General features: G+C 65.9%; 24 protein-coding genes and 1 pseudogene. 17 read left to right on the top strand and 8 right to left on the bottom strand.

Translation table 11 applies throughout. From position 1 onward, the window contains the following. Positions 1–62: 62 nt before the first annotated feature. The 10 genes from EII34_RS07670 (at position 63) to EII34_RS07625 (ending at position 11780) form a co-directional block, all read left to right on the top strand. The gene (locus EII34_RS07670) at positions 63–1304 is read left to right on the top strand and encodes a hypothetical protein (protein ID WP_124844562.1); all 1242 of its coding nucleotides are present in this window, start codon (positions 63–65) and stop codon (positions 1302–1304) included. Between the two features lie 95 nt (positions 1305–1399). Continuing rightward, entirely contained in the window at positions 1400–1891 is a 492-nt protein-coding gene (locus EII34_RS07665) for a methyltransferase family protein (RefSeq protein ID WP_124844560.1), read from the top strand. A gap of 55 nt (positions 1892–1946) precedes the next feature. Next, on the top strand, positions 1947–3167 hold the full coding sequence (locus EII34_RS07660; protein ID WP_124844558.1) for a hypothetical protein: 1221 nt from the start codon (positions 1947–1949) through the stop codon (positions 3165–3167). Positions 3168–3189: 22 nt separating this feature from the next. Further along, a complete protein-coding gene (locus EII34_RS07655; protein ID WP_124844556.1) occupies positions 3190–4452 on the top strand; it encodes a M18 family aminopeptidase in 1263 nt (420 codons plus the stop codon). Between the two features lie 249 nt (positions 4453–4701). Continuing rightward, a complete protein-coding gene (ychF, locus tag EII34_RS07650; RefSeq protein WP_124844554.1) occupies positions 4702–5787 on the top strand; it encodes a redox-regulated ATPase YchF in 1086 nt (361 codons plus the stop codon). Positions 5788–5796: 9 nt separating this feature from the next. Beyond that, on the top strand, positions 5797–7353 hold the full coding sequence (locus EII34_RS07645; RefSeq protein ID WP_124844552.1) for a recombinase family protein: 1557 nt from the start codon (positions 5797–5799) through the stop codon (positions 7351–7353). A 116-nt stretch (positions 7354–7469) separates the two neighbouring features. Continuing rightward, positions 7470–9434, top strand: coding sequence for an N-6 DNA methylase (locus EII34_RS07640; protein WP_124844550.1), 1965 nt, complete (start codon positions 7470–7472; stop codon positions 9432–9434). After that, entirely contained in the window at positions 9416–10888 is a 1473-nt protein-coding gene (locus EII34_RS07635; protein ID WP_124844548.1) for a restriction endonuclease subunit S domain-containing protein, read from the top strand. Before EII34_RS07640 ends, EII34_RS07635 begins: the two co-directional genes overlap by 19 nt. 1 nt (position 10889) lies before the next feature. After that, the gene (locus EII34_RS16810; RefSeq protein WP_124844546.1) at positions 10890–11111 is read left to right on the top strand and encodes a helix-turn-helix transcriptional regulator; all 222 of its coding nucleotides are present in this window, start codon (positions 10890–10892) and stop codon (positions 11109–11111) included. Positions 11112–11228: 117 nt separating this feature from the next. Then, positions 11229–11780: an antirestriction protein ArdA gene (locus EII34_RS07625; protein ID WP_124844544.1), complete on the top strand. Its 552-nt coding sequence runs from the start codon at positions 11229–11231 to the stop codon at positions 11778–11780. Positions 11781–11824: 44 nt separating this feature from the next. On the opposite strand, the gene EII34_RS16520 is transcribed toward EII34_RS07625, so the two are convergent. From EII34_RS16520 to EII34_RS07590, 7 genes and pseudogenes are all read right to left on the bottom strand, one after another. After that, complete coding sequence (locus tag EII34_RS16520) at positions 11825–12778, bottom strand: hypothetical protein (protein ID WP_124844542.1); 954 nt, start codon at positions 12776–12778, stop codon at positions 11825–11827. 397 nt (positions 12779–13175) lie between these two features. Beyond that, a pseudogene (locus tag EII34_RS16805) lies at positions 13176–13460 on the bottom strand (relaxase/mobilization nuclease domain-containing protein); the annotation flags it as partial. Positions 13461–13588: 128 nt separating this feature from the next. Beyond that, on the bottom strand, positions 13589–13945 hold the full coding sequence (locus EII34_RS07610) for a plasmid mobilization protein (RefSeq protein ID WP_260425084.1): 357 nt from the start codon (positions 13943–13945) through the stop codon (positions 13589–13591). Between the two features lie 173 nt (positions 13946–14118). Next, positions 14119–14436 (bottom strand): hypothetical protein, encoded by a 318-nt coding sequence (locus EII34_RS07605; RefSeq protein ID WP_124844538.1) that lies wholly within the window; start codon positions 14434–14436, stop codon positions 14119–14121. Continuing rightward, on the bottom strand, positions 14429–14644 hold the full coding sequence (locus EII34_RS07600; protein ID WP_221620231.1) for a DCL family protein: 216 nt from the start codon (positions 14642–14644) through the stop codon (positions 14429–14431). Before EII34_RS07600 ends, EII34_RS07605 begins: the two co-directional genes overlap by 8 nt. A 110-nt stretch (positions 14645–14754) precedes the next feature. After that, positions 14755–17898, bottom strand: a complete 3144-nt coding sequence (locus EII34_RS07595) for a DNA-directed DNA polymerase (protein WP_260425083.1) — start codon at positions 17896–17898, stop codon at positions 14755–14757. Beyond that, positions 17895–18191, bottom strand: a complete 297-nt coding sequence (locus EII34_RS07590) for a helix-turn-helix domain-containing protein (protein ID WP_124844536.1) — start codon at positions 18189–18191, stop codon at positions 17895–17897. Before EII34_RS07590 ends, EII34_RS07595 begins: the two co-directional genes overlap by 4 nt. A gap of 684 nt (positions 18192–18875) precedes the next feature. Between EII34_RS07590 and vapB the strand changes: the two genes are divergently transcribed. From vapB to EII34_RS16510, 7 genes are all read left to right on the top strand, one after another. Then, positions 18876–19100: a type II toxin-antitoxin system VapB family antitoxin gene (gene vapB / locus EII34_RS07585; RefSeq protein WP_124844534.1), complete on the top strand. Its 225-nt coding sequence runs from the start codon at positions 18876–18878 to the stop codon at positions 19098–19100. Beyond that, entirely contained in the window at positions 19091–19510 is a 420-nt protein-coding gene (locus tag EII34_RS07580) for a PIN domain nuclease (protein WP_124844532.1), read from the top strand. The genes vapB and EII34_RS07580 overlap by 10 nt, the downstream gene beginning before the upstream one ends. 55 nt (positions 19511–19565) lie before the next feature. After that, positions 19566–20396, top strand: coding sequence for a class I SAM-dependent methyltransferase (locus tag EII34_RS07575; RefSeq protein ID WP_311767285.1), 831 nt, complete (start codon positions 19566–19568; stop codon positions 20394–20396). A 39-nt stretch (positions 20397–20435) separates the two neighbouring features. Next, positions 20436–21512 (top strand): hypothetical protein, encoded by a 1077-nt coding sequence (locus EII34_RS07570; protein ID WP_124844528.1) that lies wholly within the window; start codon positions 20436–20438, stop codon positions 21510–21512. Positions 21513–21749: 237 nt separating this feature from the next. Next, complete coding sequence (locus EII34_RS07565; RefSeq protein WP_124844526.1) at positions 21750–23051, top strand: ATP-binding protein; 1302 nt, start codon at positions 21750–21752, stop codon at positions 23049–23051. Between the two features lie 298 nt (positions 23052–23349). Beyond that, entirely contained in the window at positions 23350–23640 is a 291-nt protein-coding gene (locus EII34_RS07560) for a hypothetical protein (RefSeq protein WP_124844524.1), read from the top strand. A 206-nt stretch (positions 23641–23846) separates the two neighbouring features. Beyond that, positions 23847–23981, top strand: a complete 135-nt coding sequence (locus EII34_RS16510) for a hypothetical protein (RefSeq protein WP_260425081.1) — start codon at positions 23847–23849, stop codon at positions 23979–23981. Positions 23982–24038: 57 nt separating this feature from the next. Here EII34_RS16510 and EII34_RS07555 read toward each other — a convergent pair whose 3' ends face one another. After that, positions 24039–25067, bottom strand: coding sequence for a LacI family DNA-binding transcriptional regulator (locus tag EII34_RS07555; protein WP_185711224.1), 1029 nt, complete (start codon positions 25065–25067; stop codon positions 24039–24041). Positions 25068–25072 lie beyond the last annotated feature (5 nt).

The following is a 25072-nucleotide window of genomic DNA, read 5'->3' as shown; positions in this document are numbered from 1 at the left end:
GCAGGTGGGTCTGACATTTTTTTCACGACAGGGGTGAACCCATGGGTGTGAAGAATGGGGCCATGGACCCGAACGCGGACCACCTGCTCACCCAACTGCGTGATCCCGGCTTCTTCAAGCGGCACGTGGGCAGACGGAGACGCTCCCGAACCACCGTCGTGGTGTCGGCGGTCCTGTTCCTGCTGTCCCTTTCGGGAGCGGTCGCGCTGCACCTGATGCTGCGGGACCTTCCGAACAACTCGGGACCGAAGGGGAATGCGTACTTCGACACGGGGGTGTCGCTGCTGTTCGGGATGTTGCTCCTTGGCATCGTCTCCGTCATCTGCCTGCTCGTGCTCGTGGTACCGGCCATCGGGCGTCTGTTCTGGAGGCGTGGCGATTACGTTGCCTTCCAGGAAGGGGGTGAACTGTGCTGGCAGGCCGATCTCGGGATCGTCATCGATGCGGTGGACAACGAGTCGAAGCAGGTAGCCATGCTGGGACTGATCCTGCCGCTCGACGCGTCAGAGGATCAGGCACAGCAGGCGGCAGCGGTGATCGGGCAACGGATCGCTGCGGCCCGAGGGACATCCTTCATGGCCGTCGAGAGCACCCTGGTGCAGACCGGACGGGACTGGCCGAGGCATGGGGTCGGGGTTGACGACCTCGGGCACCGGTTCGCCCCGATGGGCCCGGGACGCTACGTTGCGGTGCTGCCCGACGGTGCGGCTCTCGGCATCGACCCGGGGGTGGGACAGCCGCTGGACGTCAGCGGGATCGTGCAGGAGCAGGGCAGGAAGCCACAGTTCAGGTGCTCCGGTGGCGAGATGGTCTTCCGTCAGTCCGTCCTGGCCAAGCTGGCGGTCCTGGTCTGCATCGCTTTCATGGCCTTTGGCAGCCACAGCCTGTGGCGCTCGTTCAGCACATCCTCCGGCGTGTTCTTCCGGGTCATTTCCTGGACCATACCCGCGGCCCTGATCCCCTTGCTGGTGTATGTGCTGAACAGCTTGTTCGCCAAGACCCTCGTCGCCACCGAGGGGATCCACATGATGAGCCCGCTGCATCGATGGTCGCTGCCGTGGAACCAGGTACGGGGTTTCGGCGTGATGCGCAGCGGGACGAGTGATCGGTCGAATGAGTCCAACTGGGGCTCGGAGCACCACGGGAACGTTGGCTACCTGTACCAGATCGTCGTGGTCGATCGGAGCGGTCGGGCCAGGAGGTTGTCGGGACTGGAGTACCGGAGTCGCCGACGACAGGCGCGGCCTCAATGGGTCGTTGAGCGACTGTGCCAGCTCGATGAGTTCCGACGTGCGCGGCAGTGATCCTCCGCAGCGGACCCGACGATCCCATGCCGCGGGTTTGTGGGATGGTGGATACTCTGCGAGAGTGGACCGGTTCTTGGTGACAGGAGTGGACTGTGAGGATTCCCCCGGTGGTGCTGCTGCTGGCTGCGGCCACAGTGCAGCACGGGATCTGCAGAGGGCAGAAGGGCACCTGGGGCTCAGCTGCGGCGAGCACACCATGGTGGGCCGCGGCAGCGTGGCTGATCGGCGGCAGCGTCCTCAGGTTTCGGGCACAGCGCACCACCGTTGATCCGGTCGATGTCGGCGCTGTGAGGTCCTTGGTGACCAGTGGGCCGAACCAGGTGACCCGCAATCCGATGTACGTCGGGATGACGAGTGCACTGGTCGCTCACGCCCTGCTCCGCAGGTCGGCCGTCGCACTTCTCCCGGCTGCAGCGTTCGGCCTGGTCATCGATCGTCTCCAGATCCCGGAGGAGGAAGCGGCACTGGCCGAGGCCTTCGCGGACGACTTCGAGCAGTATCGACGTGAGGTGCCACGCTGGGTGAACACCCATTCGGTGCGGAAGCTCCTTGCTGCCGCCATCAGAGCGACGGGGCGCAGGTGACGGCTGCATCCCAGATGTCTCGTGGAATGACCCCACCCATGTGAAGAATGAGGCCATGGGGTTGAATCCGGGAGAACTGAACACCCAGGTGCAGGATCGTGGTTTCTTCATGAGGAATGCGTGGGACCGGCGTCGTCCGTGTGGTCGGCTGGTGATCCTGTGGATCGGTTTCGTGCTGTCCTCCCTGGCCGCCGGCGCGATGTGGGTGCCGGTGATCCTGATCCTCTCCGCGGCGGGTGGCCGGTTCTCCTTCGCGACGCCGCCGATGCTGATCATCGCGGTGGTGAGCTCCTTGACCGCCGTCGGCTGCCTGCTCGGGATCGTCGTCCCCGCCGTCATGCAGCGGAGGCGGGTTCGTCGCAGCCATGCCGAGTTCATGGCGGGTGGGGCCCTGTGGTGGCAGGCCGATCTGGGGATCATCATCGACTCCTTGGACTACCTCACGAAGAAGGTCGAGACCCTGGCCCTGATCCTGCCGCCCGAGGCGGGACAGGAGGAGGCGTACGCGGCCGCCCAGGTGATCGGCCAGCGGATCTCGACCGGGCAGGGAACGGCCTTCATGGCCATCGACGAGTCCGTGGTGCACCGGGGGCGCGGCTGGCCGGCGGACGGCAGCGCCGTCGATCATCTCGGGTACCGGTTCGCGCCGCTCAGGCCAGGACGTCACGTGGCGGTGCTGCCCGACGGTGCAGTGCTCGGCATCGCGTCGGGACAGCCCCTTGACGTCAGTGAGGTCGTGCGTCGTCATGACGCCGACCGCATCCCGTTGTCCGCAGGGAGCGAGCAGGTGTTCCGGACACCTGTGTGGTTCAAGGCGCTCTGCACGATGGTCATCTTCCTGGTGGCCGGGGTGCTTGGCCACATGGCAGGGATCCTCCTCGCCGTGGGCAAGGGGTTCCCCGGGTTTCCCACCGCCCTCATGATCTGGTTCCTGATCGTCGCCGGGGGCAGCCTGGGTGTGGTGGTGTTCCTGATCAGCCTCCTCTTCGGGGAGACCCGCATCGGCGACGACGGGGTCCACATCTCGCGGGTGTTCTGGCGTCGGACCATTCCCTGGCACCGGGTGCGTGGCTTCGCGGTGTGGTGCCGGGGACAGCTCACGAGGGTGGGCGAGAGCTCCATGCACACGATGCTTCGGAGTCGGCAGGTGGTTGTCGTGGAGGATTCGGGGCGCACCCGGGTGCTCCCGGGGGCGCTGGTTCCGGGAGACAGGCGTGCCCCGGAGGCCGTCGAGATGTTGTGCCGTCTCGATGGGTTGCGACGGTGGTGGCAGTGACTGCGGCTGGTTGAATGGAGCCATGTTCACCGATTCCGCATCGCATCTCGACGATCTCGCCCAGTTCGTTCTCGACTCGCCCACCAGCTTCCACGCCGCCCACACCGTCGCTTCCCGGCTGACGACGGCGGGTTTCACGCAGGTCGACGAGAAGGGGGCCTTCCCGGCCGGGGCGGGCCGGTTCTTCGTCGTGCGTGGGGGAGCGGTGATCGCGTGGCGGCAGCCGGAGCGGTTCGACGACACCACCGGACTGCGCGTCGTCGGCGCCCACACCGACTCCCCGGCGTTCAAGGTCAAGCCGGACGTGGAGTTCACCGCGTGTGGGTGGCGGCAGCTGGCCGTCGAGATCTACGGCGGGATGCTGATCAACTCGTGGCTGGATCGCGACCTCGGCATCGCCGGACGTCTGCTCAGCCGCGACGGTGCCACGCACCTGGTTCGGCTGGCCGGTGTGGCACGGGTGCCGCAGCTGGCCATCCACCTCGACCGTGGCGTGAACGACGGGTTGAAGCTCGACCGCCAGGCCCACACCCAGCCCGTCGTCGGACTGGAGACCGGGGTGGGGGTGCTGGAGGCGCTGGCCGAGCAGGCCGGGGTCGCGCCCGAGGAGGTCGTCGGGCATGACCTGTTCACCTTCGACTCCCAGGCCCCGGCCCGGATCGGGTTGGGTGGGGAGTTGTTCGCCAGCGGGCGGTTGGACAACCTCTCCAGCACGCACGCGGGCCTGGCCGCCGTCGAGGACCTCGGGGATGGCGATGATCTGGTCCTCTTCGCCACCTTCGACCACGAGGAGGTCGGGTCCGAGACCTCGACGGGGGCAGCCGGGCCGTTCCTGGCGGATGTGCTGGAGCGCATCGCCGCCGTCGCGGGATTGGGGGTCGACGGGTTCAAGGCGCTGATCGCGCGGGGTTCCTGCATCTCGGCGGATGCCGGGCACCTGGTGCACCCGAACTACCCGCAGCACCACGATCCGCGCATCGAGCTCGGCCCGAATGCCGGACCGATGCTCAAGGTCAATGCCAATCAGCGGTACGCGACGGACGCCGTCGGGGAGGCGCTGTGGGTGCAGGCCTGTGAACGGGCGGGGATCCCGCACCAGAGGTTCGTCTCCAACAACGCGATGCCGTGCGGGTCGACCATCGGTCCCATCACCGCGACCCGGCTCGGGCTCACCACCGTCGACGTCGGCATCGGGTTGTTGTCGATGCACTCGGCCCGGGAGCTGTGTGGGGCTGACGACCCGCATCATCTCAGCCGCGCGCTGCGGGTCTACCTGGCGGGGTGAGACAGTGCAGACCCGCCGCGTTCCGCCCCAAGGAGAGAGAAGAGCGGCGCGGCGGGCCTGCGGGGCGCTTGTGGCATAGCGCGCGTGCGGTGGTCCTGAACACCTGTTCCCGACGCGGAACACGTCTCCGACGTCGTTCACTGAGGCGAGCCTAACCCAGATGAATTCGGTTATGCAAGTCGAGCGTAAATCGTGTCGCGCCGGTGTTCGTGCGGTCATCGTGTGGGGTGTGCCGTAGAATCCCGCCTCGTGGCTCTCACCATTGGAATCGTCGGTCTCCCCAACGCCGGCAAGTCGACCCTGTTCAACGCGCTGACCCGCAACAACGTGCTGGCGGCGAACTACCCGTTCGCGACGATCGAGCCGAACGTCGGCGTCGTCGGGGTGCCCGATGCGCGGCTGCCGGTGCTGGCCGAGATCTACGGGTCGGCGCGGATCCTGCCTGCGACGGTGAGTTTCGTGGACATCGCGGGCATCGTGCGGGGGGCCTCGAAGGGTGAGGGCATGGGCAACGCGTTCCTGGCCAACATCCGTGAGGCCGACGCGATCTGCCAGGTGACCCGGGTGTTCGAGGATGAGGACGTCACCCACGTCGACGGGAAGGTGGACCCGGCGGGGGACATCGACACCATCACCACCGAGCTGATCCTGGCTGATCTGCAGACCCTGGAGAAGGCGCTGCCGCGCGTGGAGAAGGAGGCGCGGATCAAGAAGGAGTCGCGCCCGAAGCTGGAGGCGATGCAGGCGGCGGTGCAGGTGCTGGAGTCCGGGAAGCGGGTGCATGGCTCGGGCCTGGAGCTGGAACACCTGAGGGATCTGTTCCTCCTGACCGCCAAGCCGTTCATCTACGTCTTCAACTGCGACCAGGACGAGTTGGCGGACGAGGAGCTCAAGGCACGGATGCGCGAGGTGGTGGCCCCGGCGGAGGCCATCTTCCTGGACGCGAAGTTCGAGTCGGAGCTGGTGGAGATGGACGAGGAGGAGGGGCGCGCCTTCCTCGAGGAGATGGGGGTGGAGGAGCCGGGCCTCGACGTCCTGGCGCGCGTCGGCTACGCGACCCTCGGCCTGCAGTCCTACCTCACAGCGGGGCCGAAGGAGGCCAGGGCCTGGACGATCCCGCAGGGGGCGACGGCACCCGAGGCGGCGGGCGTCATCCACACCGACTTCCAGAAGGGCTTCATCAAGGCCCAGGTCGTGAGCTTCGACGACCTCGTCGAGGCGGGTTCCGAGGCCGCGGCCAAGGCTGCGGGCAAGCTGCGCCTCGAGGGCAAGGACTACGTCATGGCCGACGGCGACGTGGTCGAGTTCAGGACAGGACTAACTTCTAAGAAGTAAACTGGTGGCATGAGTCATCCCCTCGCCACGTCCCGCAAGGCGGCCATCTATCTGCGCATCTCTCAAGACAGGGAGATGGATGGCTTGGCCATCGACCGGCAACGCGAGCAGTGTGAGGCCCTGGCTAAGTATCGTCAGTGGGAGGTCGTCGAGACCTACGTCGACCAGTCGAAGAGCGCCACTGACAGGACGAAGTCGCGGCCCGACTACGACCGCATGGTGGCCGACTATAAGGCGGGTCGGTTTACCGCGATCATCTGCTATGACCTCGACCGGCTAACTCGTCAGCCCCGCCAGCTTGAGGACTGGATCGACGCGGCCGAGCTCAACGGGCTTGCTCTCGTCACCGCTAACGGCGACGCCGACCTGTCCACGGATGGCGGGCGCATGTACGCCCGCATCAAGGCCGCCGTCGCCCGGGCCGAGATGGAGCGCAAGGGCGCGCGCCAGTCGGCGGCGCAGCTGCAACGCGCTAAGCAAGGCCGCGCTCCCAAGGGTATGAGGCCGCTTGGCTACGCGACCAACGGCGATGTCCTTCCCGACGAAGCACAAGCGGTCCAGGCGATCTACACCCTGTTCACGCGGCCCGCACACCCGGAGTCCCTGCGCTCGCTTGCGCGTGCCCTCAGCGGCACGCAGGAGATCAAAGGGATCTCGCCCCGGCCCAAGCACTCCCACGTGGTGTCCTCCGAGCGGGCTGAGCGAAGGCTCGCCGCGGGCAAGGAGCCCCGCCCCATCGAACCTGACGGCCCGTGGAGCCCCTCGACCGTGCTGGGCATCCTGCGGAACCCCCGGTACGCGCGGATGTCCACCTATACGCCGAAGACCGCACAAGCCGACGGTGGTCGTCGGCGCTCCTGGCGTGCGCAGATCCTTCGTGACGACGCAGGCGAGCCCATCCGGGGGCAGTGGGAAGCCATCGTCGACGACGAGACCTGGTGGCGTGCCCAGGACATCCTCGACAACACCGAGCGGGTCACGAACACCTCGGGCTCGACCAAGCGCAAGCACCTGGGCTCCGGCCTGTACCGATGCGCTGTGTGTGGCGGCAAGGTGACGGGAGCGCCACGCGGATACCGCTGCGCGGGGCATGTGATGCGAACAGGCAGCCACATCGACGAGTTCGTTACCGAGGTCATCGCTGGTCGGCTCGGTCAGCCGGACGCCCTCGCCAAGCACAAGACGAGCGACAAGGCCCCAGACACTTCAGGAATCAGCGCCTCCATCGCTGAGCAACGCGGTCGTATCCTTCGGGCGCAGCGGGACTACGACGCTGAAGTGATCGAGGGCCGCGACCTCAAGCGCATTCGCGAAGCGGCGGAGGCTCGGATCGCGGAGCTTGAGGCTGAGCGCCTGCTGCGAGGTCGGGGCGGGGTGCTGGCCCCGATCTTGGGAACTGAGGACCCGGCGGCGGCGTTCCGCGAGGCACCTCTCGAGGTTCAGCGGCAGGTCATCGACACGCTCGCCACGGTGACACTCTACCCGCAGCCCCGCGGGCGCAAGGGCTTCGATCCAGCATCGGTCGACGTCGACTTTGGTGGCGCGGTTGCGACTGGCGAGATGTGAAGCGCCTTCGCTGTTTGCTCGCCCTTGACGCCTTCTCAGGATGTAACAGTTTTGATACATTGAGGTTTGCTGCCCGGTCGGGTGCCGCTGCAGGATGAGGAAGAGAGAATCGCTCCATGACGATCCAGGTTGACGCTCCGCATGGTGGCTTGGCCATCGTGCCACCGGGGAAGGTGCTCGACTTCATTGACGGCATCACCCTTCGGCAGGACACTCCCGAGGAGTATGTCCGCCAAGAGATCCTGAAGTCCTTGGTGCGCGAGTACGGCTACGCCAAGCAGGACATCCGCGTGGAGTTCCCGATCAAGTTCGGCAGCAAGCGCGTCCGTGTCGACATCGCCGTGTTCCCGCCCGGGCTGCGCCCCGCCGAGCAGACTCAAGCGGCTGCCTGGCTCATCATCGAGTGCAAGAGCGCCAAGATCCGCCCCTCGATGAAGAAGGACGGGGTCGAGCAGATGCTCAGCTACATGGCTGCGTGCCCCAACGTCGAGGTTGGCATGTGGACCAACGGCGAGGACATGGCCTCCTTCGCGTTCGATACCGACGGCAACGGCAGCCGAGTGTCGGTAGAGATCCCCGACATCCCGCACTGCGGGGACACCGCTGAGGCTGGCACCCCGCGCTTTGACCAGCTGCGACCCGCGGCGTCCGACTCGCTGCTGTTCGCCTTCCGGCGTGCACACAGTTACATCGCGGGCAACCAGGGCATGCAGAAGCCCGAGGCCTTCTGGGAGCTGCTCAAGCTCATCTTCTGCAAGATCCAGGACGAGCGTGAGTCCAGTGACCCCCAGTTCTACGCCACCCCCAAGGAGCGCCAGAATATTACTGGGCTGATGCGATGCGCGAGCCGCATCGGCAAGCTGTTCGACAGTGTCAAGCGTCAGTACTCGCAGATCTTCAAGGCCAACGAGACCATCGAGCTCGAAGACAAGGTGTTGGCCTACATCGTGACCCAGCTCCAGATGTTCTCCCTGCTGGACTCCGACGTCGACGTCAAGGGCAAGGCCTACGAAGAGGTGGTGGGCTCCAACCTGCGCGGGGACCGAGGCGAGTTCTTCACCCCCCGCAACGTCTGCAACATGATGGTCGAGATGCTGGACCCCAGCGACAAGGACCTCATCCTCGACCCCGCCTGTGGCACCGGTGGCTTCCTGATCGCCGCTATGAACCACGTCGTTTCCTCGATCAAGACCGAGGTGCGGGCTTCCGGACGCAGCCGGCAGCTGCAGGACGAGTCGATCCGTGACCGCAAACGATACTTCCTGGAGCACAACCTCGTGGGGCTGGACTTCAACCCCAACCTCGTGCGCGCCACGAAGATGAACATGGTCATGAACAACGACGGCTCCGGTGGCCTGTACCAGGCCAACTCACTGGACGCATCGTCACGCTGGAACGATGACCTGCGTGCCCGCAACCTGATGGGGGCGGTCGACGTGATCCTCACCAACCCGCCGTTCGGCTCGAAAATTCCCATCGATGACCCGGCCATCCTGGAACAGTTCGACCTCGGCCACCAGTGGGACTACGACGAGGACACCGACACCTGGATGAAGACGACCAAGACAACCTCTCGGCCGCCGGAGATCCTCTTCATCGAGCGATGTGTGCAGCTTCTCAAGTCTGGGACCGGCCGCGCGGCGCTCGTGCTGCCGGACGGCATCCTGGGCAGCCCCGGCCTCGGCTTCGTGCGCCAGTGGATCCTCACGCACACGACCATCCTTGCCTCGGTAGACCTCCACCCTGACACCTTCCAGCCCGGCACCAGCGTGCAGACCTCCGTCTTGGTCCTGCAGCGCAAGTCAGAGCGCCAGATCCGAGATGAGATCGCAGCAGGCAGGATCAAGGACTACGAGATCTTCATGGCCATCTGTGACCGGATCGGCCATGACAAGCGCGGCAACGCCGTCTACATGCGGGACGACCAGGGCTTCGAGATCGTGCGTGAGACCGCCGACGCGGTCACCACAGCTGCGGACGGCGACGACGACGAGCAGCAGCACCTCGCCAAGGAGCGCGTGGTCGACGACAACACCCAGGACATCGCCAAGGAGTTCAAGGCATGGCTGAGCACGCTCTGAACAAGGCCCTCGCGCCGGCCGGGCCGGCGATAAACTCCGACGTGCTGTGGGCACCGGTGAGCGTGAAGATGCTCACCGGAGGCGATCGACGGCTGGAAGCATCCACCTTCCTCACCGATGGCTTCGGCCTGCGTCAAGGGCTGGAGGCGGTGCCGTCGACTGTCCCCATGTCCGACCTCGCCGCGGTGTGGCAACCCTCCCGGCTCAAGGGATACCCCGTCGACCCGGGCAAGGGTCTGCCGTTCCTGTCGGCCGGCCAGGTCCTGGAGAGTCAGCATCGAGTGCGCAAATGGCTCGCAGAAGCGATGGTGCCCGCTGTGGAGACCCGCTACCTTGAGCGTGACTGGCTGCTGCTCTCGTGTTCCGGCGAGGTGGGTCGCCTGACCGCTGTCTACGACGAACACCTCAACAAGGTCATCACCCACGACCTGCTGCGCATCGTGCCCCACAATCCACAGGACTACGGCTGGCTGTACGCCTACATGAAGACGCCGACGTTCTTCGCCATCGCGCGCAGCTCCCAGTACGGCCACATGATCAAGCACCTGGAACCGGAGCACGTGCTGGCGATGCCGGTGGCCATGCCGGATGCCATCGCTCGAAACGCCATCGGGCAGGATGCGAAGAACGCGCTGGAGATGCGCCAGGCGTCTCGTCGACTGCAGGCCAAAGCAGACGCTATGTTGGCCGAGCTGGTCAACCCAGGCGGCACGCCCGCACCCGACAGCCCGACGGTGACCATCCGAGCCTCAGACATCTGGTCCGGCCGTCGCCGCATCGAGGGGCAGTTCCATCGCGCTGACGTCGTCTGGCTCGAACACCGCGTCGAGCTCGCGTCGAACTCGGTTGAGGCGCTGGAGGACCTGGTCGAGTCGGTGTCCGTGGGCTCCCGCTTCAAGCGATACTTCGGCCCAAACGGCACCCCGTACCGCTCCGCCAGCGAACTATTCGACGTGAACCCGCCCGTCACCAAGCGCATCTACTCTGCCCTGCTGCCCGATCCCGAGCGCTACATGCTCAAGGCCGGATGGATCATCATGGCCTGCTCTGGGCAGACCTATGGGCTCTTGGGACGAACCACCGTCCTCACCGGGGATCACGACAACGTCTTCGGCAGCCATGACCTCATCCGCATCGTCCCTGACCAGACCAAGGTCCGCACCGGGTACCTCCAGACCGTGCTGAACCACGTCGACTACGGACGCCCACGTGTGGTCCGCTACGCGTCAGGCACCTCAGTGCCTCATCTGGACCCCCAGGACATTCGACAAGTCCCGATTCCGCGGTTCGATCGAACCCAGGAGGACGCCATCGCGGATCTGAGCGACGAGGCGACCCACTTGGCCGCCAAAGCCGACCGCCTCGAAACTGAGGCAGTCAGCGCTGCGGAACAAGCCCTTTCACAGCTCACAGGGCGCCACGGTTCGATCAGGGTCGTCGGCGACGAGGAGTGACATGTCTGTTTCAACGGTTGACACCGGGGGCCGGGCAGCACCCTTGTCACGGAAGGTGCGCGAGGCTCGAAAGGCACGCGGGTGGAGTCAGACCGAACTGGCCACCCACGCAGGAGTTTCACGCCTCACGGTGACCCGCCTTGAAGCGGGCAAGTCCGTCTCCTCATCCACATTGCTTAAGGTCGCTGACTCGCTGGGGCTGCGATTGGCGCTGCACGAGTAGGCACCGCAACGCGGCGCCGGGAGCCCTCCTGAGAGCGGGAGTCCGGTGTAAGCGCTGATTCTCCGAGCACGGCCGGTCGGGCCCCGTTCTCATCCGAACTGCTTGGAGGAGAACACCATGACCGTCACCACTCACATCGCGCCCCGCGTCTGGGCCGCCTGTTTGAACTGCTACAACGCCGGCCGCCTCGTCGGCTGCTGGGTCGAATGCACCGATGTCGCCGAGATCACCCTGGAGACCATCCACGAGGGCGCAGACGGCCCGTACGTGGGGTGTGAGGAGATCTGGTGCCTCGACCTGGACTGCCTCCCCGTCGACCATGAGATGGATCTGTTGGAGGCTGCTGAGTGGGGGCGCGTCTATACCGAGGTGGGGGTCGAGCGCTGGCCAGCGCTGTGCGCCTGGGTGCGCTCAGGCGCGTACGTTGCCGAGGGTACTGGCGAGATCCCGTGCCTCAGCGACTTCGAGGAGTGCTACTGCGGGCTGTGGGACAGCTTCCGCGAGTATGCCGAACAGCTCGCCGACGACATCGGTCTGACTACCGGCTGGCCCGAGGAAGCCCAACGCTACTTCGACTGGAACGCATGGACCCGCGACCTGCAGCAGGAGTTCAGCGTCGTCAACGCCCCAGCGCCTGCGTACGGTGTTTTCGTGTTCCGTGACCTCTGACATCCAAGAACCCCGCAGCCGATGGCTGCGGGGTTCTGTTTTCATCACCAGTGCCGGAAGTCCTCACCGAGCCGCTGGGCCAACCACCACACGAGCGCACCGAACCCTGCCAGCCCGCCCAACGTCCCGATGGCGATGAGCGCCTTTTGCCACCACACCGATGTTCCCGAGAATGAACCCCAGGCCCAGCCCAGAAGCGGACCGACCCCGGCGGCGTAGGCCACACCCCCGACGAGCCCGCCGATCACGAGGAGCACGGCGGTCAACGGCAGTAGCGCCAGCCCCATGCGCCCGACGGCAGTCCACGTCACCTTGCTCTCCAATGCGGCCACACGCCGTTCAGCGGCCTTCACAGCGTCCACCACATCGTCGGCCTTGGCAACGACTGCCTCGACCTCCTGGACGGCCTGTACAGCGCGCTGCCTGCCAACGTTAGCCACCCGGGCCTCGAATCCGTCGAGAGCTTGCTCAAGGCGTGCGACTGAGGGCTCCAGCGCCTTCTGGAGCCGCCCGTCGAGCTGACCGGCGAAGTGCGCGTTGACCTTGTCGACGTCGATAGTCACCCGACCCCGCTTCTTCACAGCCTCCGCGAGCTCAGCCGAACTCTGGGCCGTCGTCGCGAGCTGCTTCTCGATCCTCGCCATCATCGAGTGCGCATCCAAGTCTGACCTGCGCACCGACGACCCGTCGGGCAGTTTCACGGCTTCGCTGCTGCTCAGCTGCGATGCGACGGCGGCGAGCGTCTTTTCGATCTCGGCGATCCTGCTCCTCGTCTCGTCGTCGAGCTGCGGCCTCGAGGGCTGCTCGCGCTGCTGCGAGGTCAACGCGGTCAGCTTGCCCGTCTGGGCTTCGTCCATCACCTTCACGTACTGCGCCAGCTCGCTCACTGCCGTGGTCAGCTTGGTCAACTGCTGCTCGATGGCGTCGAGCCTCGACATCGAGGGATTCGACGTCGGCGAACTCGACTGCTGCTCCTGCAAGTTCTTCAGCACGCTCATGGTTGATCCTTTCTGCGTTTGCGCGGTGATAGTCGAAGATGGGCTGCACGCCCGAAGCCGTGAACTCGTCGCACAGGCCGGAAGCCTTCTTGCGCCCGAGCTTGTTGTTGTCCGTGCGGCGCATCTTGTAGGTCCATCCGTCGCGCTCGGTCTCCGCGAGAGTGACACCCCGCTCGGCGAGGGCCTCCTCGAACCCATCCCGGTCGACCGATCGGGGGTCCATGAGCGCGTCAGCCACCTTGTCGCCAAGGGTCTGCTCGAACCCACCAGGTTTGAAGGCCTGGCGACGCAGGTCCCAGTCAGGCTTCGGGGCTTCGGGGGAGGGCAGCACCTCGCAGCCCTCGGCGCGCATGAGCTCGTCGTTGACCTGGTGCAGACCGTGGGTCCACGAGGTACAGCGCTTGAGGGCCTTCCCGGTCAACTGGTCGTGGTTGATGACGTAGATGTGGTTGTGGAGGTGCCCACCCGCACTGTCGACGTGAGTGACCACGAGGTAGTCGGCGGAGTTCATGCGCTTGGCCAGGAGCACACCGAGCATGTTGACCCGGAGCACATGGTCGGGGTTGTTGAGGTCGAACTCATCCGGCGAGAAGTTCTGCGTGTAGGTGTACAGCTCGTTGCGACGATGGTGGGCATGGGCGAGCTGCTCGGCACGGGCGATGAAGTCTTCGACCGACGACACCGACGATGAAAGAGCGGCCGCGCGCGTGGTGCGGTCCTTCTCGTGTTGCTCGCGCTGCTTCCCCTTGCCCACCAAGGCGTAGGTGATCGCGTCGCGCGCCGACGTGGATGCCTGGACGTTGACCGTGCTCACAGCGCCACCTCGTCCCCAAGGGCAGCACGCACCGCGTCGACCTGCTTGAGCACGTCGAGCAGCAGGTGGCCGTCTACGACGTCGCCAGCTCGGCGAGTCTGGTTCAGGTTGACCCCGACTCGCCGAAGCTGCTCAACCGCCCGAGCAAGCTCGGGACGAGGCCGAGGCACGACCGCTTGCGCGGCCAAGGCCTCGACCTCATGGCGTCGGTCGTCCAGCGCGTCGCGCAGGACAGCCCTGGCCCATGCACTCGGCTTGACGCCGAGTGCCTTCGCACGACGCCTGACGGCATCGCGCTCAGCACGGGAGACGCGCACATCAAGGTGCGAGTCGAGCGCCTCCCGTGGAGTCACAGCCCCCGCGCTGGAGCACCTGGGAGCGGGTTCTGTGACACGGCCAGCAGGGATCTTGTCCGACAACTTCGCTTCGCTCGTGTCGTCCAATATCCGCTGGCCTCCGTCCTCAGTCGCTTCGCTCCCTGCGGGCGGAGGGGGGTAGGACACACCAAGGACCGCGCGACGAGGGATCACCCGTTCCACGGCTGCCTCACCTCCTCGCTGTGCTCGGTGGTGTCGGCAGTCGTGGCGACGGGCTCGGCGGCAGACTCTTCTGCCGCCCGCTTCGCCTTGGCCGAGCGCTTCGCCTTCTCGGAGGCGAGGATCGACCGAGCCTCCTTGGCCAAGCGCTGGTACAGCTCCGCCGACTGAGTCTGGAGCAGCTCGACGACCTTCGCGTCGACCCTGCGCTGCTCGGCAGCGGCATCGCGCTTGAGCTTCGCGATGCGGGCATTGGCCTTCGCGCGCTCAGCGGCGATCAGCTCGTCAAGATGGGTGGACTCACTCATTGTTGTTCCTTCCGGTTGAGCGACCAGTGGGCCGCAGGTTGGTGATGCACTTCTTGATCGACCAGTTGTCGGCCGACCCGTCCTCGCGTAGGACGAGGAAGTTGCGGGTGCCCCATTCGGGGATGAGCGCGACGACGATGGCGTCAACACCCACCCCGTGCTTCCGAGGAGCGTCGGGGTGGCTGGACAGGAGGGCACGGGCGAACACGTCGTCGGGGCCTATCAGGATCTAGCCAAGCCCCACTCGGTTGAGCACGCGGCTGGCGTGCGCACGGACGTCATCCTTGGTGGCGAAGGTCAAGGTGCCGACGGTGTAGGTCATGAGGCACCCTCCCCAACTTCGACTGGGGCTGCGCTTGCGAACGGATCGACGTTGAGCATGTCCTCGACGTACGGCTCGATGGCGTCGAAGTCGATGTCGATTTGGCGTTCGGTCTTTGAGCGCGCATGGGACCAAAACCGCTCCTTCGGACGCGGCAGCCCGAACTTCTCGAAGGCATCGAGCCGCTCAGCCAGGGGACGGTCAGACGCGAGCCACGGGATGTTGATGATGCCCTGACGCTGGGCGATCACAATGCCCTTGGCGATGCGATCCAGTCGCTCGGCCTCGGCGACCGAGCCGTCCTCGTCCAGCAGCACCTGGAGTCGGTCGAAGTAGTCGAGCCACTGGTCACGGGTCCTGCGCACCGGCGAGCGATCCCACACGGGCTCACCCAGCTCATCGTCCCAACGCTTCAGCCCCCGGTCGACCGAGCGGCCCAGCTCGACCTCCTCCGGGGAGTTCCACGGCACGGTCTGGACGTGGGCGACCTCGAATACCTCGTCACCCACCATCACCATGTTGGCCGTCATGCCGTCGGGCACCGGACGACGCTTGCGGTCGAACTCGATGGTCTGCTGCTTGTGGACGACGATGGGGGAGAAGTCCAGTCGGTTGTGGACGCGGGTCAGCTCCTCCATCGACGGGAAGACCTTCATCGTCACCGGCAGTGCTCCGTCGCGGGAGACCATCAGCTCATACATGTGGTCCCGGTCGGCCTGACTGTCCTCCTCGATTCCCTCAGGCAGCTTGTACCCACCGTGGGCGAGAACACCACCAGGCTGGCGAGAGAAGTTGGCACGGGTGGTGACGTTGAGCAGGTCCGTCTGGGTGTGCTTCTCCTCCCACATGTCCCGCGAGCCAGTCAGGGCTTCCCGGGCTTCGCGCCACAGGTTCGACAGCCCGTACAGGTCCAGACCGTCTACCACAGCCAGCTCGGCGTCGGTGATGAACCCGTCGGTCGTGCAACTCGGCGTGGAGTAACCAAGGTCGTGCAACTCGTTGAGCGTGGCCAACAGCACCGCGCGGGGAAGGGACGTGGTCATGGAGGCGTGCCACGGGGACGTGATCGCCGAACCACCGACCTCGTCGCGTTCCTGCGCCCAGGCGTCCCACCCACGCTGACCCATTACACCTTGGGCGAGCTTGCCGTAGGGGGAGTTGGCCATCAGCTTGAGCACGGTCTGCTGGAAAGACTTCTTACCGAATTCCTTCTTGGCTTGTGCCCGGTCGTCCAGCAGCGTCTTGTAGGGGCGGCGAAGCAGACGCGACGGCGTGCCGTCCTCAAGCCGCAGGGTGCGCCCAAAGTGCCCGATCTGGCACATCACGCGCGCACCCAGCTTCAGCGCCAGCCAGACTTCGGGAGCCATCGACCACACCCCGCGTGCACCGCCCGACGTCCGGGGGTAGACCATCGACCCCTCGACGGGCACGGGCAGACAGGGGAAGGCCACCGACTCGGGGAACTCGAACGACACAAAGCCGACGAACGGCGTCAATGGCCCGCCCTCGGCAAAGTCGTCCAGCGACAGCTCGACGTTGTTCACCGTCCGCAGGATCACGCCGTCGGGGTGCAGGTAGTCGACGTCCCAGATGGTCGAGCTTGCCGTCGGGTAACACGACTGAAGGTCGAGGTCATGCGTGGTCTGCTCGAACAGCCCCAGCTCGGCGCTCATGTTGTACCCGCCCCGGAAGGACAGAGCACAGGCATGAATCCACGTGGCCGCAGCGCCGTCGAGAGGCTGCAGTTCGCGCTGCCGATAGTAGGCGAGCTGGTTCTCGAAGCTCACGGTCTGTTCGGTCTTCTTGGTGACCTTCTCCAAGCCGCCGAACACGAGGTTGAAGTTGATCTTGGGACCGGCCTCCACCAGTGGCTTGCCCGCGTGACGCTCCGCGAGTTCGCTAGCGATGATGCCGCGCACGGCGCGGGCCGCAGCCGTCGGCAGCGTGAGGGCGACCTCCTGGTCCTCTCCGTACATCTGGCTGACGTACTCCAGGGCGATCACGGCGTCATTCGAGGCGTAGTCGAGAAAATCGACAGGGTGCGCGACCAGGTACTCGTCCATGCGAGCAATCCAGTCACCGGGAACATCAAGTTTCGCCACGCCCACGGCGTCGCCCAGCTCGGAGAGCTTCGAAGCGCCCGACTGCGCCATCGTGTCGCGGATCGAGATCACCACAGGACGTGCCCAGCGCTTGTTCTCGCCGGGAAGCACCCATTCGACGGGCTTGGGCGAGACCATGCCCGCACTGGCAGAGATCACCGCACGCAGGATGTCCGGCTCTCGGTCGTCCAGCCGACGATTCCGATAGCCCGAGTAGCCAGCCTTCGCCCGGCGGCGCTTTCTACCCGTCGGGTAGGAAGCATCCCAGGTGTTGTGCATCTTCACCGGGTCGACGAAGGCCGTCAGGTCGGCGTTCTGGAAATGCGCCACGAGAGTGATCGGCAGCGCGTGAGCGTGCTCGCCCTTCTGCCGGAACCACCACTCCCGATGCCACTTGCCTGCGGCGTCCACAACGGCCTGGCGGGGCACGCCCTTGGCCGTCCAGCCCTCGGCCAGCGGATGCTCATGCAAGCCCAGCGCCGTGATGGCCAACTCCAGCGCCTTGCCGAACGACAGCCTGGCAACGCGGGGACCACGAGGCCCGGGGTAGATGGCAGGGAGGACCACAGCCAGCCGCAGCCGGTCGGAGTCGGTCGGGTCGATGGCGGCGAACTGGTAGGACACGATCCGGCGCGTGACCTGCTCACTCTCGCCGATCCAGCCGCGCTCGGCGTCGAACGTACCGTCGCTGACGAACTCGGTGTCGAACCCGATGACGACCGATCCCTTGCCCGACCGCATCCCCTGCACCGACGGGTATGAACCGAAGCCGCCCGTCGCGCGGGTGGCGGTCCGCTCGACCGTCTTGGTCAGCACGACGAACGAGGCCGGGTGCTTGCGCGAGGTCGCGGTGTCGGCAACCCGGCTCACCTGCCACCCGTTGGCGGCGGCGGCAATGGGGACTTCCCCATAGGGGGTTGCCGCCAGTGGCCTCTGACTAGGGGTTTTGTCCTCTTCTCGCGTCCCAATAACGTCTTTCTGGGACGCGAGCGTGTCCTTGCTGGCAGTCCCGAGGGAGGCATTGCCCAGCCCGCTCATGACGCCTCCCCAAGGAGGTCGCGCAGGCAGCGGGTCTGCTCCGGCGTGAGCGGGGGAGCGGCTGCGACAAGGCGCTCGATGGCGGCCTCGATCGGATCGACGCCGACTGGCCTGGCCAATGCATCGAGGTCGGAGCGAAGGATCTTGACGCGCGATCCGGTCTTTGATGCGGGCAGCTTGCCCTGTGCGATCCACGAGCGCAGGGTCGAGTAGGCTCCGTAGCCCTCGGCTACGGCCTCTTGGAGGGTGAGGTAGTGCGTCCGCGATGATGCGGGGGAGTAGGCGGTGCCCACGATGAACTCCAGACAGCTTGAACTGTCCGGAGACGGGGGGATAGTTGTCCGGCTACCTTCCCGGTCGCCGTGCGCGATGCTCCACTGAGGCCGTTGGCCTACCGTGCCTTACGGGAGAAGTCACTCCCTGCCGGGTCGTCATATTCATCAATCTCGACGGGGCTCCCGGCGCTATCCGGTGCTGACTAAGAGCGGCTCGCCACCGCCCCCGTGGGGTGATCCCTCTTCGCCCACCTTGCGGTCGCGGTGGTTGAAGACTTGACGCGATCCTAGCACTGCCTGTCAAGTCCCGTCAATCGGTGGCGCTACCAAACGTTCGTTCTGTCCGTAATGTGGTGGAGTTCCGCTTCAACGTGTGACCCGGTCCCTTCGACCGGGTCGTGAAGCTCGTGGATCATCCCTGGGCGCGAACTGTCGTCCTTGCCTTGCGGCCGACCGAGCAGGATGGGCACGAGTCGCCGTTCTGACCGGCTGGGGGCCCCAGGGCTCATGGCGGGTCCAGGCGACCCGTCAATGCCCACCTCGCCATCGCCGTCAAAGTCGGCGACCATACCCTCGCCGCCAAAGACCCCTGTCCTCAGGCGCTGCAGCCTGGCTCCACGCCGCCCTGGATGCGCGCTGAATGAGCCAGGTCGGGGACACAGCGAGTGATATCGCGATATCATCTTCGCGGAGGTGGTCACGATGGTGAACGTGCTGATCCGTGGACTGAGTATGGCTGCCGTCGAACACATCGATGCTGAGGCCGCGGCGCTGGGGCTGTCGCGCAACGAGTTCCTGCGTCGGCGGCTGGAGCAGGACGCCTCGACTCCGGTCGCCGGAATGGTCACTGCCCATGACTGGGCCTGCTCGGCTGCGGCCTTCGAGAACCTCGCCGACCCTGACGTGATGGATGCCGCGTGGCGGTGAGGAGCTGGCTGGTCGACAAGTCGGCATACGTGCGCATGCAGGCGGGCCAGGCTGCGGGAATGGCTGAGTGGAACTCGCGCATCGAGCGTGGGCTGTTGCGTCTTTCGACGGTGACGCGGCTCGAACTCGGCTTCTCCGCCCGCTCGGGTGAAGCGGCCCGCGAGGCGTTTCGGCGGCCGCCGCTGTCGCTCATGCCGATCGAGCACCTCACACCTGCGGTGGAGGACCGCGCCTTCGAGGTGCAGCTGCTCCTTGCTGACCATGGTCAGCACCGCGCCCCCTCCATCCCGGATCTGCTCATCGCAGCGACAGCGGAAAAGGCTGGTCTGACGGTTCTGGCGGTTGACAAGGACTTCCAACTGATCGCCGAGGTCACAGGTCAGTCCGTGGAGACGCTGGCGCTGATCTGACCCATCAAGGTTGTCCCGCCGTGACAGATGGTGTCACATACCGGAACGTGGTTGAATGCCGGTACTCATGGCCTCAGAGGAAGGGGACCCCGTGGTGCGAGGGGTCAGCGACGGCGTTCCGGGTTCGGCCGCCTGGGCCGATCGACTGAGGAGCGTACGCGCCAAGACATCGATGGTCGGCTGGGATTTCGGCCAGTTGGATGGGCGGATGAGTGCGGAGGAGCCTTGGTGGGACTTCGAGGAGGACTGTCGATCGGCGATGACGACCACGCGTCGGATCCTGGATCTGGGAACCGGGGGAGGGGAACGTCTGCTGCGACTCCTGCAGGAGGTCGATGGTCGATCCAGAACCGTGGTCGCTACCGAAGGGTGGGAACCGAACCTGTCCGTGGCTCGCCGAGCGCTTGCAGACCACGGTGTTGCGGTGCTCTTTTACGACCCGGAACACGGGAAAGCCCTGCCTTTCCCCGATGGGTGCTTCGATCTGGTGATGTGCCGTCACGAGGCCTTCGACGCCGGTGAGGTCTCCCGCATCATGACACCGGGCGGGCTGTTCCTGACACAGCAGGTGGATGGCCGTGACGTCGAGGAGATCCACGAGTGGTTTGGTGTGCCCTTTCTCTATCCGGATGTCACGGCCTCCCGTCAGGTGGAGGAGCTCCAGGCTGCCGGGTTGCACGTCGTCACGGTGGATCAGTGGCAGGGGAGCCAGACATTCAAGGACGCTGAGGCCTTGGTCACCTACCTGGCGCTGTGCCCCTGGGATGCGGAGGGATTCACTGTGGATAGGCATCTCGAGACGCTCGCCCGTCTCGACTCGGAAGCCCCGATCCATGTCACCCAGAGACGCCTCCGGATCCATGCGGTCAAAGCGGCAACCCAGTGAGAAGGTACTCGAATCGGACACCATGGATGGAGGTGCGACATGGGATCCAGGTTGGGCGTGGTGATCAAGGATCACATCGGCTGGGACATCCGTTACGACCACTGGGGAGCCCAGACCATTGGGCTGGACATCGCACTTGACGGTGTGACGGCGACGCTGGAGCGGGTGCGGCAGATGGAGCCGATGGGGTCGTCGCCGTATCTGTGGCAGGAGGCCTCATGGATGGAAGGAAGCCTGCTCATCGACCTCACCACTCAGCGGGTCGTGTGGGCTGAGGAGAGCGACGCGATCTACCTCCCGCGTCTCATCAACGCTGCCATCGAGGTGACCTGGCCCGGGTGGAGCGCCATCTGGTCCAGTGAGGGAACTCGCGGTGTCCTGGCGCTGTGCGGGGTCAACCCTGCCACCATCTTCACTCACACCGATTTCCACACCATCGGGCTGGACTGCATCGAGCGGATGACTCCCTGGGGCGAGTTCCCGGAGGGACACCTCATCTCGATTCGCCTCGAGGACGGTGGGCTCGCGGTCTGGGAGGGGGACTGTGCCGTCGATGACATCGCCTCGCTCGGCCCCGCCAACACCCACCACCTCGCCACCGAGGTGCTGCGACGCCTCCGCATCGGTGAACCTGTGCAACGTGACAAGGAACCGACCGGTTGGGAGATCCCCGATACCGGCATCCATGTGGACTTCAGGTCGTCATCGCTCAGGTGGTGGTCCCTTTGCGACACCGACCTGGGGCTGGAGGCCTTCGCCGGGCAGTGGCCCGACTGGTCGGTGGAGCCGCTGGGCGACTGGTACGAGTGGCAGGAGTGCATCATCGGCAGACCCATTCGCACCTGGCACCACGAACTTCGGGCCTTCCGCAGGCATGTCGAGGAGGCCTACCGCGAAGGGCGACGGGCGAACCCGATGCTCAGCCTGATGAGTAGGATGGTCGAGCACGGGGAACGGGTCGTCCCCACACCGGTGGCCATGATCACGGTCCCAGCCCGGCGGCAGGGAACGGCACAGGATCTGGACCGCCTGCTGTCCCGCCTCGAGATCACAGGCCCCCTCCCACCTGCCCGGTACGTCAACCGCAACGGCGTGGTACGGCAGCCGTTGCCGTGATCAGGTGCGGATCGACGACCCAGCTGCTCCTGTGGCTGGCCGCTGCAACGAGGGGATGGCAATGGTGCGGTCGCTGATCTCGACGGGGACCTGGGGTTCCCCGAGAGCCCGGGGGAGGCCCCCGTCCTTGGTCGTGGGCCTCGGGTGCGCCAGAGGACGCGTCGTGTGATCATGTCTGCTCTGTTGGAAAGCTCATGTTTGCTTATCAGGATGGCTCAAGAATGCTAGGTTGGGTCCATGAGGCTGACAGGTGTCGTTCCGCGCCGGGTGAGCGAGCTACTCGTGGAACAGGTGCGCGTGGAGCCGGTGGTGGCGCTTCACGGTCCCCGATCGGTCGGCAAATCGACGGTTCTGCGTGCGTTCGCGGCGCAGGCGGGCAGTACCGTCATCGACCTCGACGACATCGAGGTCCGTGAGGCCGTGGAAGGGAACCTGGCGTCCTCTGTCTCGACGGCCACGACGCTGTGCGTCGATGAGTACCAGCGCCTCCCGGACGTCCTGGACGCGATCAAGGTTCGCCTCAACCGAGAGGGAAGCAATCCGGGTACTGCGGTCATCACGGGGTCCACTCGGCAGGACGCCTTGCCGCGCATGACCCAAGCGCTCACGGGGCGCTTGCACTCGCAAGTGATCTGGCCCTTGTCGCAAGGGGAGATCGTCGGCGTTCGAGAGGATCTCCTCGAGTGTCTGCTCGAGGACGTCGTGGCGACGGTGGCGGCGATCCCCACATCGACGACCGCGAGGGAGGAGTACGTGGATCGGGTCTGCTCAGGCGGAATGCCGTTGGCGCTGCGCCGTACCGGGCCGTCACGTGCGCGATGGTTCGACGACTTCGTCCGCGCTTCCGTCGAACGCGATGTGGTCGAGCTCAGTCGAATTCGCGAGCGCCAGGCTCTCGCCGATCTACTGGGTCACGTGGCTTCGCGGACCGGGCAGTTGTTGAATGTCTCCGCAGGAGCGGAGGAACTGGGGATCAGCAGGGCCACCGCCGAGAATCACCTGCGCCTGTTGGAGGATCTGTTCCTGGTCGTGCGGCTTCCAGCCTGGGGCAAGACGTTGCGTTCCCGGGTGAGCGTCAAGCCCAAGGTCCACGTCGTCGATTCTGGAGTTGCCGCACGGCTGCTTCGGCTCACCCCAGACAAGCTGCGGGGCGTTGATCCGGCGGCGCTGACCGATTTCGGCCATCTTCTGGAGACGTTCGTGGTGGGGGAGGTGCGCAAACAGGCTTCGTGGCTGGGGGAGCCGGTTGCGCTCGGGCATTGGCGCACCAGTGACGGAGACGAGGTCGATCTGGTGATCGAACGCGACGACGGACGCGTGCTGGCACTGGAGGTCAAGGCGAGCGAACGAGCGCCAGGCCCGGAGTTTCGCGGCATGGCCAAACTTCGTGATCTTCTCGGTGAGCGTTTCCTGGGCGGCATCATGATGACGACTGGCAAACGCTCCTACACCTACCAGGATCGCCTGCATGTGCTCCCCGTCGACCGCCTGTGGACGACCGTCGGCGGGTATACGTCTGGTGTGAGGGCGAGGGGCTAGATCTGTCGGAGGCCCCGTCGGGTTCCGCTTCAACGTGTAGGTCCGCCCCGTCGCGGACGAGGGCCCTGATGATGTGGGTGCAGCCGTTGGCGTGATTCGCCTGTCTTGGGGCCGATTCGCCTGCCATTTCTGCGGCTCGCCTGTCTTGTTTGGCAGGCGTTTCGCGACAAGGCAGGCCTTTCCGACCCAAGGCAGGCGAACCAGTCGTAAGGCAGGCGAATCCTCCGGGGTCACGAGATCGGGATGACCAGCGGGCGGCACATCAGGGGCGGCTGGCTCCCTTGGCCTGGCAGGATGCGTGCATGCAGCTCTTGACGCACGAACTGAGTCCCGACGGGGTCTGGGGCAGTGCGACTACCGGTTGACCTGGCCCTATGGGTGGGAGTTCGTCCTCGAGCCCACGCAGTCCCTGCTCGACTCCGACATGGATCAGGTGCAGCAGCTCCAGGTCGGGGTCCTGGGGCGCGAGGAGATCGACATCCTGCACGAGCTGGCACCGGCCGGGCGGCAGATCCACAGGACCTCCGCCGTCACCGAGCGGGCTTCCTGTCCATCTCCGGGATCAGCCGCATCATGGAGTGCCCCATGACGATCATGCTCGTCAACCAGACCGCCTGGCTCAGGGTCTTCGCCCACCTGCCCTACCCTGCCGCAGGAGGCCCGCAGCAACCCGCAGGCGTTCACCACCTACGTCTCCTCCCGCGAGATCAAGACCTGCATGACCCTGGCCCGCAAGGAGCCTCAGTGGCGAATCCGTGGTTCTCCCTTGTGGGAAGCCGAGAGCAGCGTTGTCCCATGGAGACGACGATCGATTCCGGAGGGTGGCTGCTGCCCACGAGCATCCATGATTCACGAGGCCTCATGGCAGGTTCCAAGGTGGATGTCTCCCTCTACCGCAATGGCATTCAGATCACGCCCGAGCCCGGGTGACTCGCTCGGAACGTGATGCCCAGGGGCTTGATGCGCCGCAGCCGGGTGCGTGCCCGGTCAGCGGCCCGACCCGGGTGGCGCGGTGCTGGCCCGGATCACGAGTTCGGTCGGGATGATGACGTGTCGGCCACCGTCGCGCGGCCCGCCGTTCAACTGCTCCGCGATGAGGTCGACCATTGTGCGTCCTGCCAGGTGGAAGTCCTGCTTCACCGTCGTCAGGGGCGGGAACGAGTACTCGGCCAGGGGAAGCCCGTCGAAACCGACGACGGAGACGTCCTCGGGGACCCGTCGTCCCTTCTCGTGCATCGCCCGGATCAGCCCCAGGGCCACCTCGTCGTTCGCGCAGAACACCGCCGTGACCTCCGGGTCGTCGGCCAGCTTCAGCCCGGCCCGGTAGCCGTCGGTGGGGCTCCAGCCGCCGGGGACCGGCTCGGGTGCAGGGATCCCGGCCTCCTCGAGGCGGCGACGCCAGGCCGCCAGGCGGATGGTGCCGGACTGGGAGTCGGAAGGGCCACTGACGTGGTGGACGCTCCGGTGCCCCAGGTCGAGCAGGTGGCCGACCGCGTCCCGGACCCCTTGGACCTGGTCCGCCGAGGCGGAGGGGTAGTACCCGACCAGGGCCGAGTCCGAGGAGGCGACGGGGAGCGTGGCGGGCAGGGCCATGTGCTGGTGGGTCGCCGTGCCCGACTGGACGATGACCAGGCCTTCGATCGGTTGGCGCGAGAGCTGACGGATGGCGTCGTGGACCTCATCGGCCTCGGGGTGGTGCACCTGGGAGACGATGACGGCGTAACCGAGGTCCTTGGCGGCGTCCAGCACCCCACTGGTGGTGAATGATTCCCCGGTGCGCTCGACCTGCTGGGTGAGGACCCCGATGAGTTTGAGGGAGCCGTTGCGCAGTGCCCGGGCGGCATGGTTGGGGGTGTAGCCGAGCTGCTCCATGGCCGTGAGCACCCTGGCCCGCGTCGCCTCCCGCACCTGGTCGGAACCGCGTGAGACGCGGGAGACGGTCTGTGGGGAGACCCCGGCCAGTCTGGCGACGTCGTCGATGGACGGTGCTCTGCCCCGATCTTGCGATGACCCCATGTGGC

It is taken from the genome of Arachnia propionica, assembly GCF_003859805.1.
Classification (GTDB): Bacteria; Actinomycetota; Actinomycetes; order Propionibacteriales; family Propionibacteriaceae; genus Arachnia; species Arachnia propionica_C.
This window is presented reverse-complemented; position numbering and strand designations above follow the sequence as displayed.